The organism is Paenibacillus periandrae, from assembly GCF_022458865.1.
GTDB lineage: Bacteria > Bacillota > Bacilli > Paenibacillales > NBRC-103111 > Paenibacillus_S > Paenibacillus_S periandrae.
Genome location: NZ_JAJNMU010000032.1, coordinates 1 through 14,014, shown reverse-complemented (window position 1 = coordinate 14,014; position 14,014 = coordinate 1). Strand labels below are relative to the sequence as shown.

The following is a 14,014-nucleotide window of genomic DNA, read 5'->3' as shown; positions in this document are numbered from 1 at the left end:
TGTTGCTACCAAACATGATAAGCCAGGTTACAACAATAACACTCGAAAAAGTCAGATTTGTATTAGGAAGAGGTCAGATTCATAGTGGGGATAACTATGGAAATGAACTATAATTTAGCTATACTACAGCATTGAACTGGAGGGGAGAACAACATGTATTCACGGGCAGTCGAAACAGGGTTTCAAAAATTCAAAAAATATAAAGTGCTATACCTTATGGTATTACCTGGAATTGTTTATCTGCTGATCAATAATTACTTGCCCATGTTTGGCATGATTATTGCATTTAAAGATATCAATTTCTCCAAAGGGATTATCGACAGCGATTGGATCGGCTTAAAAAATTTCGAATATCTCTTTAAAACGACAGATGCTTATATCATCACGAGAAACACCATTTTGTATAATATTGTATTTATTACGCTGAATTTAATTATTGCTGTATCGCTAGCTATTCTATTAAATGAACTAAAGAATCGATTGTTTTCCCGCTTTTATCAAAGTGTGATTTTACTTCCATATCTCATTTCCTCGGTTATTATTGGTTATCTGGTGTTTTCACTGCTCAGTATGGAACATGGCTTCGTCAACAAAAGTGTTCTGCCGTTGCTCGGTTTGGATGAAATGCTGTGGTATAACGAGCCGAAGTATTGGCCGTACATTTTGACGATTGTTCAGGTATGGAAGAGTGCAGGGTATTTGTGTGTGATTTACCTGGCTGCTGTTCTGGGCATCGATCATGAATATTATGAAGCCGCTACCATAGACGGGGCCAATCGATTGCAGCAGATTCTGCACATTACGATTCCATTAATTACACCCGTTATTATCATTATGACACTCCTGCAAATTGGCAAGATTTTTCATTCCGACTTTGGTTTGTTTTATCAAGTACCATTGGATGCGGGGATGCTGCAGCCTACAACCAACGTGATTGATACTTATGTATATCGCGCTTTACTGAAAAATGGCGATATCGGCATGTCATCCGCTGCTGGGTTATATCAATCCATCGTTGGTTTTGTACTGGTGCTTATTTCTAACATAGTGGTTAGAAAAATAAATCGCGAAAACGCTTTGTTCTAAGAGGGAGAGAGAACACATGAAAACCAATAGCTTGGCACAGTGGGTCATCAACATTCTTTTCGTTCTCATTTCCGGTTTATGTTTGGTTCCGTTTCTGCTGCTGTTTTCGTCTTCCATAACAGATGAGCAATCGATCATTCAGCATGGATATTCCTTAATTCCGAGCCAACTCAGCTTTGAAAGCTATAGATTTTTGTTCAGAGATTCTATGATGATTGTACATGCATATGGAATTTCTATCTTGGTTACAGTCGCAGGAACGCTTGTAAGTCTGATCGTGATCTCTTTGTTGGCGTATCCCATTTCAAGAAAAGATATGCCCTTGCGCAATATCCTGTCGTTCTTTGTATTCTTTACTATGCTGTTCAATGGAGGTTTAGTTCCTACGTATTTGGTGTATACCCATATTTTCGATATCAAAAATACAATATGGGCACTGATTATACCTGGATTATTGTTAAACGCTTTTTATGTCATTTTAATGCGAACGTTTTTCACTATATCGGTACCTACTCCGGTAATTGAGTCTGCTTATATGGACGGTGCAGGAGAGTTCAGGATTTTTTATCAAATTGTGCTGCCGCTTTCGCTTCCCGTCCTGGCGACGGTTGGTTTATTTCAAACCATTCACTATTGGAATGATTGGTTTAATGGATTGATTTATATCACAGACAGCAAATTATACAGCATTCAAAATTTGTTAAACCGGATTTTGTTGGATATCCAATATTTAAAAAATAACGCACAGGATTCGAATCAACTGGAGCAGATGGCTGCTATTCCAAGCGAAGGGGTGCGAATGGCCATAGCGGTGATGGGAGTGATCCCGATCCTGGTGGCGTATCCGTTCTTCCAGAAGTACTTTGTAAAGGGTCTTACGGTTGGTGCAGTTAAAGGGTAAAGCAAGCTATGCTCTGTTCTATACTGATTAGCATAAAAAATACAGGAGGTCCTTTCATGAAAAGAAGCTATAAAACCGTGCTGGCTGTTACAATGGCAGCAAGTATGCTCCTTGCGGGCTGCGCAAAGTCACCAGACAATAATAATGCGGCTGCCAATCAAAGTCCCAAAGCTGGAGACAGCAGCAGTTTACCACCATATGAAATTTCATGGGTTTTCAGAGGGGCTACTCAAAAGGATTTGAATTTGGTAGCAGAAGAAATGAGTAAGATCACGAAAGAAAAAATTAATGCAACCGTCAAACTGACTTCCATTGACTCAGCGGCGTGGGATCAACAAGCTACACTTATGCTTTCTGGTAACGAAAAAGTGGATTTAATCTATTCAAAGTCAGCAACTTATAGCTCACAGGTCGCGAAGGGACAACTGATTCCCCTCGATGATTTACTGAAAAAATTCGGAGCGGAAATCATCAAGTCTATCGAACCGGATATCCTTGCGGCTTCTAAAATTAAAGGACAAACGTATGGTGTACCAACGGTCAGGGATTTTGCCTCTTTTGCCGGTATCGTCATGCGTACGGATCTTATTGAGAAATACAAAATTGACACAAGCAAGATCAAATCCTTAAATGATATGGACCCAGTGTTCAAAATAATTAAGGAAAACGAACCGAATCTTACCCTTGTCGGTCCGCAGGTTGGAGGCACTTCAACCCTGGATCTTCAGGTGAGTGCATCTGTAGATACGTTAGGCGAGGGCTTAGGTGTGCTTAGCAACCTGGATGAACTCAAGGTAGTCAATTTATATGAAACCCCCGTGTATGCTGATCTTTTGAAAACGGTAAGAAGATGGTATCTGGCAGGCTATATTTCCAAGGATGCGGCAACAAGCAAGGAAAGCGGATATGATTATATCAAGGCCAATAAAGGTTTTGCTGCCATGATCAAGGGTAAGCCGGGCAACGATGTGGTAATCAGTCAACTGACAGGTAAACCGATGACTATGCTGCAATTTACACCAACATTATCTACAACATACAGTATTACGAATTCGATGTTTTCCATTCCGAAAAACTCGAAAAATCCGGAAAGGGCTATGATGCTGTTGAACTTGCTGTATTCCGACAAGCAACTGATCAATCTGATAGACTGGGGAATTGAAGGCAAGCATTACGTGAAGAAATCAGACAATGCTATCGATTTTCCGCCCGGGGTTGATGCTACAAACAGTGGATTCAACCTACGCCAAGGCTGGATGCTGGGCAACCAGTCCTTATCTTATCTGTGGGTAACGGAAGACCCTGAAACCTGGCCTAAAATGACTAAATTTAATAAAGAGGCCAAGAAGTCAAAGGCATTAGGCTTCACCTTCAACGCAGATCCTGTAAAAACAGAAATTGCAGCTCTAACGAATGTAGTTAACCAGTATAAAATGGGCCTGGAAACGGGCACAATTGATCCGGAAGTGAATTTGCCTAAATTTATAGCAGCACTGAAGTCTGCAGGAATCGATAAGATTGTTATCGAAAAGCAAAAGCAGCTAGATGAGTGGGCAAAAGAAGCAAAATAATAGTGCAGGGAAAGTGCGTCTCGCATCACTTGCATAAGAAACAAGGGTAAATCCACGATTCCGGGGATTTACCCTTGTTTTGCATGTTCAAAGCCAGAACGCGTAATTGACGAATGATTACAATATATTTAAATCTCTTTTTTTGTATTGTAAACCGCTATGTTATTTGATAATATGGAATCAACATCAGTAGTGATTACTATAATAGTAACTAGTGTTTGGCGTAGAAATGGGGATTGCTAATGGAAGAATTGCTGCACAATATTCAAGCTATGGGGTTAACCCAATATGAAGCCAAGGTATACCTTTCCCTGGTTCCGCTCGGACTCTCTAATGCGTATCAGATCAGTAAAGTATCAGGTGTTCCAAGGGCGCGAGTATATGATGTGCTCGATGGCCTGGTGCAGCATGGTTTGGTCATGAAGCAGGAAAGCGAGGGTGGAGCCCATTACTCTTCCTTACCGGTAGATGTCTTTCTGGAGTCGATGAGAACAAAATGGGAAGAAACGTACAGCAGTCTGGAAAATGAATTGAAAGCGCTTGAAAAGCAGGAGCGTGAGCCTGAAATCTACGTTTCTACAGTAAAAGGGGAGGACAACATCCTATCCTTTTGCCGGGTTCTTATTCGACGTGCCCGCAAGCGGATCGTGCTTTCCATGTGGGAGCCGATGTATCGCAGACTTATGGAGGATCTGAAGAAACGGCAGGATGACTGCCTGCTGAGAGGCATATTATTCCAAGTGAATGATCCGCTGCCGGGTCTGGAGCTTCACCGAAAAACCCATTACGTCGGGCATGTTGACCACCCTTGGTTCATTGTATCCATAGACGGTCAAGAGCTGTTCTACGGTAATCCCATAGAACAAGGCGGCAATGCGTTTTATACGGATGATCCGGCTCATATTTATTTGCTGGAGGATTATATTTGGCATGATGTGCTTGTAAACCGTTTGGTAGGCGAAGAAAAGCGGGAAGAAATGGACCAGTGGATTGCGCCCGCAAGAAAAAGCTTTTTCGGGGAATTTCGAGAATCATAGAGAGGATGACTGAATCATGAGGACCATTCATGTTGATCAAATTCGTGATACTGTAGCTATTTTATGCATGGAGGCTTGCTATTACTTGCCAGAGGATGTGGTTGAGGGCTTTCGTAAAGCAAGTGCTACCGAAAAATCTCCTTTGGGCAAAAGCATTCTGGATCAATTGCTCGAAAATGCACAATTGGCTGCCGAAGAGGATCGTCCGTACTGCCATGATACCGGACTTACTGTCGTCTATGCCAAGGTAGGGCAGGATGTACATATAGAAGGCGGGAGCTTCAATGATGCGATTCACGATGGAATCAGGAAGGGCTATAAGGATGGCTACCTGCGCAATTCAATTGTAGGCGATCCTTTATTGCGTAAGAATACGAACGATAATACACCAGGCGTCATTCATACCGAAATTGTTCCAGGAGACCAAATTAAGCTCACAGTGCTGCCGAAGGGCGGCGGAAGCGAAAATATGAGCGCAATGAAGTTTCTGCTCCCAGGAGATGGTGCTGCCGGAGTGAAGCAATTTGTTATGGATACGATACTGGCAGCAGGCGGCAGGGCATGTCCACCTTTGGTTGTAGGTGTAGGCATCGGCGGAAGCTTTGATAAAGTCACCGAGATTGCCAAGGAAGCGATACTGCGGAATGTAGGCGAATATCACCACGAACCGCATATTGCGGAGTTGGAGAAGGAATTGTTGGAGGAAATCAATAAAACGGGAATTGGACCGCAAGGTCTGGGCGGAACGAGTACAGCCCTATGGGTGGCGGTGGAAACGTACGGCTGCCATATTACCGCGCTGCCAGTCGCCGTCAATTTACAATGTCATGCTGCGCGCAAGAAATCCTGTGTAATCTAAATTATAAAAGGCGGTGCTGAATCATGGCCAAAATTGTTCTGAAGACACCTCTAACGAGAGAACAGGTTTTGCAGTTTCGAGCAGGCGATGAGGTATTTCTGAATGGAACTATCTATGTCGCGCGCGATGCGGCGCATAAGCGGCTGCTGGAGCTGATTGAACGCGGCGAGGAATTTCCCGTGAATTTGAAAAATGAAGTGGTCTTTTACGCAGGGCCGACACCACCGAAGCCAGGTCAAATTATCGGCTCGATCGCACCAACAACCGCTTCACGGATGGACCCATACACACCCGCTATGTACAAGTATGGTGTCAAAGCTACCATTGGCAAAGGACCGCGGAGCCAGCAGGTAAGAGAGGCCTGTATGCAATATGAAGCCGTATGCTTTGCTGCCATAGGAGGTTTATCTGCTCTGCTGGCTCAGAAGGTCAAAGCGGCTGAAGTTGTTGCTTATGAGGACCTGGGGCCGGAAGCCATCAGAAAGCTGACAGTGGAACAATTCCCGGTGATGGTTGTATATGATTCTCATGGTGGGGATATGTATGAACAGGAAATTGCCAAGTACAGAACGTTAAAAAATAATTGAAAAGTGTATTGTAAAACAGGTTTGGAAGCGTTACAATAACTATTAAGACACACTAAATCATTTTTAATGAAGTTATATTGTGCATCATTGCTTTTATTCCTTAACCGAGAAGGGATTTGATTAACATGACTCCATTAAATGCTTATCCAAACCTTGCTGACAAGATTTACGAAATGCAGGAAATATCTACCGATTGTTATCGTACGGATCCTGAATTGTTTAGTGTTATTGACAGTCTCGTCAGGGCCTGTAGCATGATGAGTGACTCGGCGTCGGAAATGCATATTAACAGTCAGCTGGAGATGGCCTATAATGGATTGAAAAAATACAAAATGGAACGGATGAATCGAGAACGAACTCTGTGACCAGCACAGCATTTCGCTTGCGGATGTTTTCAGTGCTTACACTGGCAATGGTGGTCTGCATGGCTGTCTTTCAGTGATTACCGTAACTTTTTTGATTCTTCACTTGCCTCAGCACACCAATATTGTAACAAATGATACACTGTGAACTTTCGAACTGTATCCACGTAACCGACGGCTTGAACGACGAGTGCAACTTCTTCAGGTGTGAGTAAGGATTGAAGGATGGATGGAATCGTGATAGACTTTTTCATGGAGTCGTCACCTTTCGGTTGGTGTCAGTAACCAATAAAGTATTAGACCGGATGACTCGATTCCACGTGCCTATTCGAATTGTCATACCGTCAGACTCCTCTAAAAGTTTTAGACTGAGCCTAGAAAATGAAACAGCGACAGCCAAGGACAAGAAAATAAAGTCCGAGACTGGCGCTATTTTAATTAACTACGGTTCCTGTTAGTTAATTAACTTTTCCGTTACCTATGATGCGCTTCGCCGCATTGGCAGGAGCGGCATGTTTAGGGCCATCCTTTGAAGGGAGGCCCTTTTTTTATACGGGCGCTACGGATGTATGAATAGCTTCATTCCCGTCACGTAAATCGGGATGACCATGAGTCCTGTCGGGCATATGGAATATCTCTTGCCAGTGTCCAATCGCCGGATTCGTTACCTCCTCGATCAGTTCAAAGTCGATTACTTCGCTATTCTCTTGTATCCTTAACTACACTATGGATTGCCCTCCATCCACATGTAAAACGCTGCCCGTGCTAAATCCGTTACGGATGAGATAGAGCACACTTTCGGCGACATCCTCAGCGGTCCCGATCCGTTTTATAGGGAGACCAGAGGCCACATGATGGAAAAACTGATTGCGTGTAGTAGCGTCCATACTGCTGTGAGCTGGTGTGTCGATAATGCCTGGAGAAACGACGTTGACCCGAATAGGAGAGAGCTCGAGTGCCAGAGCTTGACCAAAAAAGGTAACCGCCGCATTCACCGAGCCGAGAACCACCGTTTCTTTGGCCGGCTTGAATGCTGCCGCTCCCGAAAACAGCGTAACTGAGCCTTCATTCGATAGCCAAGGCGCTGCATGTTTAACCAACTGGTAGGGACCGAAAAATTTGCTGGCGAATAATTCCTTCACGGTTTGCATCTCGGACTCTTTAAAATCGACCAAGGATGTTTCTGAAGCGCTAATCACGAGATGATCGAACTGCTTGATCCGCTGTTTGAAAAATTGTTTTACCTGCAGTTCATCCATCATATCCAGAACATAATCCTCTACATTCTCACCATAATGAGCGAAGCGTTCTCGCGCAAGGTCTAGCTTTGTCTGAGATCGTCCAGCAATAACAACCCTAGCCCCTGCTTCAAGTAAGTGACCGGCAGTTGCTAATCCAATACCTGAACTACCTCCAACAATCACGACTTTTTTTTCATGTAGTGTATCCATTTATTATTCCTCCATAGTGTTTGGTCGACCAACCAATAATTATAAAAAATGAAGCATTAAGTGAGCGAAAGATACATTTCACTTAATGTTTCATACGCCGCATCCAAATCGAAGCTCTCGTCAGTCAGTTTGCGCAGAGCCAGCCCATCAAACGCGGCGGTCAAAGTGGCTGCGATAGCTTCGTGATTGACGCCTTCTTTTCTGACAAGATGAGTGGAGAGTTCGGCGATTTTTCGTTGTTCTTCCTGTAATAGTGCATTTACATGCGACTTGAGGTTCGAATTATTTAGACCGTTGGAATAAAGCTCGAACCGTAGCCGGTAAAGCTCTAAATCCGCAAATAACCGTTCCTTACCCAACTTTAAAACGTGTTCGATTTGCCGGTTGCCCTTCGCTTGCTGGAGAATTTCATCCCAATCCTGAAGGCATTGGCCCTTAGCTTCCTCCAGCACAGCCAAAATAAGCTCTTCCTTGCTTTTGAAATAATAATGAATCAAGCCTGGTGCGACACCAGCAGCTTGTGCAACCCGTTTCATCGAAGTATTTTTAATACCACACTCAATCAACAGATCATGCGTCTTGGCGATAATGAGATCCCGATTATTTAACGGCTCTGTAATCATACTTCCTCCCTTCTAACATATTTGGTTGACCAACCAAGTATAAAATATCCCTCTAGCCTAGTCAAGTCATTATGGCGAGGGCAAAGAAGCGCTTATGGATGACGCTGAAAAAAATCCGAATATGGAAATTGTCGGAGAGCTGCAAAAAATGCAGTTTGATGAATGTGGTGATTTTATTATACTTAACGGAACACGACCGATAAAGTTTTTTTAATCCAAGGAGCTTCTCTTTGGATTTTTTTTATGAGGGTTACATTTTCTAATGGCCGGTAGCTGGCAATGAAATAAGGTTGACTAATGAATCCTGCCGTATTTTATGCCTGATTTATTCAGATATCTGAATAAATCCTACGTATCTAAGGATCAGTGGGGACTGCAGATGTGCTGTATGAACGGAACCGTTATCCTATGTCCCAAGATGGATTAACCAGTCAAGATCTTATCCTTCCGAAAGTGAAGCGAAATTGTTTTCGTGCTGGGAAAGATATTGAAGACCTGGGCGTTACTTCGAAGCAGATTCGAGCGGTAACGGAGTTAGTAGTCCCTGCACTGGAAATATTGAGTGATGAGGAAAGGAGGAGTGGTTGGCAGATAACAAATAGGCCACAGCAAATAGAAAGCGTTTACTTCCTACATGAACGAGACTTCCAGCGATTTGCCGCGGCGTTTTTTGAGTGACAGTGATGCACACCGCACGCGGAAAATTACGCGGATGCCAATGAAGTATGGAGCTTAGACCACCTTTAACTTACTTGAAAAGACCCGTTTGAGCGAAATGGAAAAGTAATGACGGCGTAGAAGTCGGTCGGCCATACGTTTAAAGAATTAGATTGACAGGTTAAATTTACATGTGTAATAATAACGTTGTCAGATAAATTTACAGACGTAATAGTTTATTTCGGAAAGGAGGATAAGCATGCACAATGTTCCCAAAATATCGGAATCGGAATGGGAAATTATGAAGGTTATCTGGAAGCATAGTCCTATGACCGCAGAGCAAATCATGCTCCAGCTACCTGATGGGATTGAGTGGAGCGATCAGACCGTGCGAACGTTTATTAACAGGCTTTTGAATAAAAAGGCAGTCGGCTTCGAAAGATCGGGAAGAAGTTATCTTTATTTTCCGTTAGTATCTGAGAAAGATTGCATTCGGGCGGCGAGCGAATCATTTCTCAAAAGAGTATTTAACGGGGCGGCTAACATGATGGTGTCGAATTTTTTGGAAGAAACCGATTTAACAGAACAGGATATCGATCATCTTCAAAAGATTTTGATAGAAAAGAAAAAGGAAAAAGATAACGGAACACAAGGATAATGCATAGAGATCAAATGGAGAGGTAAGCTCATGGATCATTTATATAGTCTCTTTGTATGGTTGTGTTACTCGACGTTGGCGGCGAGCGTCGTTGCCCTGTTGGTCATGGCGATTCAAGCCTTGTTTCATCGTCATATGAGCCCTCGTATGCGGCATGCGCTCTGGCTGATTGTACTGATTCGACTGCTCCTGCCCGATTTCCCTAATAGTCCTTTAAGTTTATTTAATGCCTTGCAATGGACTTCGGGTGCAGATAGAGCGGTTTCGGATATCCTGACTTTTGAAACTAATAAACCAGCGGAAGTATTACCCAATGAAAGACAGGTGCAACAACCACTTCTTCAGAATCAGAACAACATACCTCCTCAGAACCAGCACCCGATTCTGGAAGCCGTATCACCACATGAAACGGAGAACCAGACACCTTCTTTTACAGCAGTATACCCATTCGTCTTAAAAATTGTTTCGGTAGTATGGCTTACAGGAGCGGTCGCAATCATGGTCTACTTATTCGTGTATATGTGGAGGATCCGAAGAACACTCAATTCATTTGAAGTCGTTACAGACCCTCGGATTGTCTCCATAATGAATGATTGCAGAAGCAAATTCGGTATTAAGAAGCCGATTGCCTTGTATACGGGACACGACATGAAAAGCCCGCATATATCCGGGGTGATACATCCGTGGATTTATTTACCCAAAGAGATAGGAGACCAACTGAATGATGTTCAGCTGTATCATATCATCTCCCACGAGCTGGCTCATTATAAAAGAAATGATATCGTATGGAATTGGATCGGAGCCTTGGTTCTCGCGATCCACTGGATCAATCCTATAATTTGGATATATATGAAAAAGATGAAAGTAGATATGGAGCTGGCCTGCGATGCCTATGTATTGGAGGTTCTCGGAGAAGCCGAGGCGATACCGTACGGGATGACGATTGTTCAATTTCTGAAGCTTTATACTGTAAACCGCCGCAAGCAGCCGAGCCTGTTGTATTTCTTTGATGCAAGCAAGCGAAATCAGGTGGTAAGGAGAATTAAGATGATTACATCGTTCAAGAAAGGTACGTATAAGCTCTCATCGATCGCTGTCCTTTGCGTTGCCGTCATGGGCTTAACGACGCTAACAAATGCGGCAGAGCCGATAACGGGAGACGCTCCAAAGGAATATGCTGAAGGCTCGGCAATAACTGACAAAAGTGAAAATGATACCTCATCCCCCGATCAGACCAAGCACGAATTGGAGGAAGTAGTAAAGGCTAAGGCTAATGATACTAAGTTTAATATCCCGAGTTCTTTACCTGAGGAGTACCGCTTTGAAAAGGGCAATCTTCATACGAAGGGAATGGATGAAGGCAAGCAAACTGAAGTAGAGATACGCAATGTTGAACGCAAGGATGAGACTATATCCGGTAATGTAGATCACTTCGCCATTCATGATGTAGCAGGATTGGAAGCTTCTTATCAATCTACGAAGGAATATGCTGCCCAAGCGGTAGCTGAGAAGAATGGAAAGGGTGCATTCTCCCCCGATCAGGCCAAGAACGAATTGGAGAAAGTAGTAAAGGCTGCTGATTTTGAGTTTAAAATCCCGAAATCTTTACCTGATGGGTATCGCTTTGAAGGGGTTAAGCTGACTACGAAGGGAACGGATGAAAGCAAGCAAACCGAAGTAGAGACACACTATGTTGAGCGCAAAGCTGAGGTTATATCCGGTAATGTAGATTTCTACGCCACACATGGAGGAGCAGGATTGGAAGCTGTGTATAAATCGATTGAACAAGCCATGGATACCAAAATAAGCGGATGGGCGATAAGTCGAACATCTCTGAGAATGAAGGAACTGGGGCTGTTCGCCATGAAGGTGACGGTAAGTTATACAGGGCAAAGCGATAAGCGCTACTATGTATGGGAGGATAGAGGAGTTCAGTACCAATTCCAAGTAACGGGAAAACTTTCGGATCAAGAGCTCATCACTATCGTATCCTCCATGAAATACCCGAATGAAGAGATGAATAAGAGATAATCATGCACGACGAGGGCCGTGCCCTCCATAACCAAATTGAATAAGGAAGGATTGTTGAAGATGATTCCTGCTTTAAAGACAACGAAGAATAGAATTCGCCGCTTGATTGCAATCCCTGTAGCCGCTCTAATAGCTATGACCGCAATGGGGGCTTCCTTCACTGCACCCGTAGCCGTGGCAGCGCAGGCTGACGAGCAAGCTACCTCTGTAGATTCCCCATCTATGCTTATCGATGACATTTGGCACTGGGGGCTAACTCAAGCTGTTAAGAGAGGACTAGCGTCCAAGGTTAATCAAAGCGTTACCCGCAATGGGGTTACGATTACAGTGAAGGAGATATTGTTTAACGAAGCGGAATTGAGCATTGGCTATACAGTGCATGTTGCAGAAGGGCAGCAACGACCTCGCTCTAGCGGTACCATTATGATTTGGATCGGCGGGGAGAATTATATTGAAAACTCTATCAGCTCTAAAGAAATCGATAGTCAAACGACTGCGCATATTGTGAGTTTGCCCAATATGGGGCAGTTTCCCAATGAGTTTGAGCTGAAACTCCAGGAGTTCCGTTCCTTTGAGCAAACTTCGCAAAGTCTTCCTGATCAGTGGGAGTTGACGATTCCGATAAAGAAAGATACGAGGGAAACCACTGTGCTCAAACCGCTGAGGACCATGTCTTCTGGCGACACGACGTATACGGTCAAGGAGATAGCTATAACACCTAGCGGGACTGCAGTCAAGTTTGAACTCGAAATGGCAAAATCTATGAGGGATGGCCTTCACGGTCCTCTTATGGAACTGGAAGACGAAGAAGGAATGAAACATAGCTCTTTAAATTTAAAAGAAATTGGTAGAGCTAAGCCTACGGAAAAAGGATATTTAATTGAGTGTGTTTATCACTTCAGCACTCTGCTGACAGTTCCTGAGTCGATCAAAATCAAGTTTGTTAATGCAAAGTTTTTATTTGAATATCAATTGAAAGTAGAGACTTATAAGACGACAGTGGATTACAAGCCGACCGCAGAGAATCCAATTATGCTGAATACAAGTAAGTCGAAGGCGAAAATTACGAATATCAGCTATGGCAAGGATAAGACCGAGGTTCATTACCAAGGGGATAGTCCCTATACGTTCGATTTGAGTCTGGAAGATGGATCGGGCGAGGAATTCTTATCAAGAAAAATGAGGTTGGTTGACCCGAAAACCTATGCGTTTGTTGCCGAGTTCCCTGCCCTTCCTCCTGACGCCAAGGTAACGATCGTTAATACCGAACGCCACGGGGGATCGAGCTATGTACCGGAGTTGGAAATGACAATTCCAGTCAACCTTAAAAAATACGATGGTTCCAACGAGTCGGCTGATAAAAAAGGGGAAAGTAGTTCCTCCTCCAAGAAGGAGGAGCCTCACGGACATGCAGGAACTACTGATAATCGGACTGTGTAGTAGCTGCTCTGCTTATCGTGGGCGTTAACCGCTTGAGGTGTGTATCTTAAGGTCATATGATCTAGTTGGATGTCCCCAAAATGTAAAAGAACAATCTCTCGTCCCTGACTTAGCTGTCAGGGGCGAGGGATTTTTTTATAGTGCCAGAAAGTTTAAGTTCATTAAAGTGCAAAAGAGCCAGGGATACCCTACCCAGCACGATGGAAGTCGTAAAGAGCGGACCGACCGAACGCTAAGAACCGGAAAGTTGGTACGAGCGGATCTCGCGCAGCAGCTCGTAGCCAGCGCCTGTGGTGTGCACCAGGACGCGCCCGATCGTCAGCAGTTCCTTCCGGAAGACGTGCAGAGTGAATCTCGCGCAGCAGCTCGTATCTTCTCCTGTTGAATTCGGCTTAATTCAGTACTTTTATCTAAACGATGGGGGAATTATAGCAGCCCCAAGATCACTCAGCAATTAAAGAAGGATGTATCGATCTCCGAGCGTACGGTTACTCGGATTATGAAAGCCAATGGGATCCGCTCTAAAACGGTGAGGAAATACAAAGCGACAACCAACTCCAAGGATTCAGGAAGAATAAAGAAAACCGCGACAATACACGCTCTAAAAGCGACAAAAAGATGCTTTATATAGATTGAACTCATAAAATTGAGAACCGCCTAATCGGGTAAAAGATAGTAATGAACCGAAAAGGGCGGGGATCGAAGTGACAAATGAAGAAGAGATTGAAAAGCTGACAACGGCCATGAAAGA

At 43.8% G+C, this 14,014-nt stretch carries 13 protein-coding genes and 1 pseudogene; 11 read left to right on the top strand and 3 right to left on the bottom strand.

Features of this window, described 5'->3' with window-relative positions; all coding sequences use genetic code 11:
* Positions 1-153: 153 nt before the first annotated feature.
* The 7 genes from LRL21_RS37830 (at position 154) to LRL21_RS37800 (ending at position 6,406) form a co-directional block, all read left to right on the top strand.
* Positions 154-1,086, top strand: coding sequence for an ABC transporter permease (locus LRL21_RS37830; RefSeq protein ID WP_240420985.1), 933 nt, complete (start codon positions 154-156; stop codon positions 1,084-1,086).
* Between the two features lie 16 nt (positions 1,087-1,102).
* Positions 1,103-1,987 carry a carbohydrate ABC transporter permease gene (locus LRL21_RS37825; protein ID WP_240420984.1) on the top strand — a complete coding sequence of 295 codons (885 nt, stop codon included), beginning with the start codon at positions 1,103-1,105 and terminating at the stop codon, positions 1,985-1,987.
* A gap of 56 nt (positions 1,988-2,043) precedes the next feature.
* Positions 2,044-3,558: an ABC transporter substrate-binding protein gene (locus tag LRL21_RS37820; RefSeq protein ID WP_240420983.1), complete on the top strand. Its 1,515-nt coding sequence runs from the start codon at positions 2,044-2,046 to the stop codon at positions 3,556-3,558.
* Positions 3,559-3,800: 242 nt separating this feature from the next.
* A complete protein-coding gene (locus LRL21_RS37815; protein ID WP_240420982.1) occupies positions 3,801-4,595 on the top strand; it encodes a TrmB family transcriptional regulator in 795 nt (264 codons plus the stop codon).
* A gap of 16 nt (positions 4,596-4,611) precedes the next feature.
* Complete coding sequence (locus LRL21_RS37810; protein WP_240420981.1) at positions 4,612-5,454, top strand: fumarate hydratase; 843 nt, start codon at positions 4,612-4,614, stop codon at positions 5,452-5,454.
* Between the two features lie 23 nt (positions 5,455-5,477).
* The gene (locus LRL21_RS37805; protein WP_240420980.1) at positions 5,478-6,041 is read left to right on the top strand and encodes a Fe-S-containing hydro-lyase; all 564 of its coding nucleotides are present in this window, start codon (positions 5,478-5,480) and stop codon (positions 6,039-6,041) included.
* A 125-nt stretch (positions 6,042-6,166) separates the two neighbouring features.
* Positions 6,167-6,406: a hypothetical protein gene (locus LRL21_RS37800; protein WP_240420979.1), complete on the top strand. Its 240-nt coding sequence runs from the start codon at positions 6,167-6,169 to the stop codon at positions 6,404-6,406.
* A 77-nt stretch (positions 6,407-6,483) separates the two neighbouring features.
* Here the strand turns inward: LRL21_RS37800 and LRL21_RS37795 are convergent, their stop codons facing one another.
* From LRL21_RS37795 to LRL21_RS37785, 3 genes are all read right to left on the bottom strand, one after another.
* On the bottom strand, positions 6,484-6,657 hold the full coding sequence (locus tag LRL21_RS37795; RefSeq protein WP_240420978.1) for a hypothetical protein: 174 nt from the start codon (positions 6,655-6,657) through the stop codon (positions 6,484-6,486).
* Between the two features lie 465 nt (positions 6,658-7,122).
* Positions 7,123-7,854, bottom strand: a complete 732-nt coding sequence (locus LRL21_RS37790; RefSeq protein WP_240420977.1) for an SDR family oxidoreductase — start codon at positions 7,852-7,854, stop codon at positions 7,123-7,125.
* Positions 7,855-7,910: 56 nt separating this feature from the next.
* On the bottom strand, positions 7,911-8,477 hold the full coding sequence (locus tag LRL21_RS37785) for a TetR/AcrR family transcriptional regulator (protein WP_240420976.1): 567 nt from the start codon (positions 8,475-8,477) through the stop codon (positions 7,911-7,913).
* Between the two features lie 916 nt (positions 8,478-9,393).
* Between LRL21_RS37785 and LRL21_RS37780 the strand changes: the two genes are divergently transcribed.
* The 4 genes and pseudogenes from LRL21_RS37780 to LRL21_RS47045 form a co-directional block, all read left to right on the top strand.
* Complete coding sequence (locus LRL21_RS37780) at positions 9,394-9,792, top strand: BlaI/MecI/CopY family transcriptional regulator (protein WP_240420975.1); 399 nt, start codon at positions 9,394-9,396, stop codon at positions 9,790-9,792.
* A gap of 30 nt (positions 9,793-9,822) precedes the next feature.
* Positions 9,823-11,823, top strand: coding sequence for a M56 family metallopeptidase (locus LRL21_RS37775; protein ID WP_240420974.1), 2,001 nt, complete (start codon positions 9,823-9,825; stop codon positions 11,821-11,823).
* 36 nt (positions 11,824-11,859) lie between these two features.
* On the top strand, positions 11,860-13,263 hold the full coding sequence (locus LRL21_RS37770) for a DUF4179 domain-containing protein (protein ID WP_240420973.1): 1,404 nt from the start codon (positions 11,860-11,862) through the stop codon (positions 13,261-13,263).
* Positions 13,264-13,687: 424 nt separating this feature from the next.
* Positions 13,688-13,825 (top strand): annotated as a pseudogene (locus LRL21_RS47045) (helix-turn-helix domain-containing protein); the annotation flags it as partial.
* Positions 13,826-14,014: the final 189 nt, after the last annotated feature.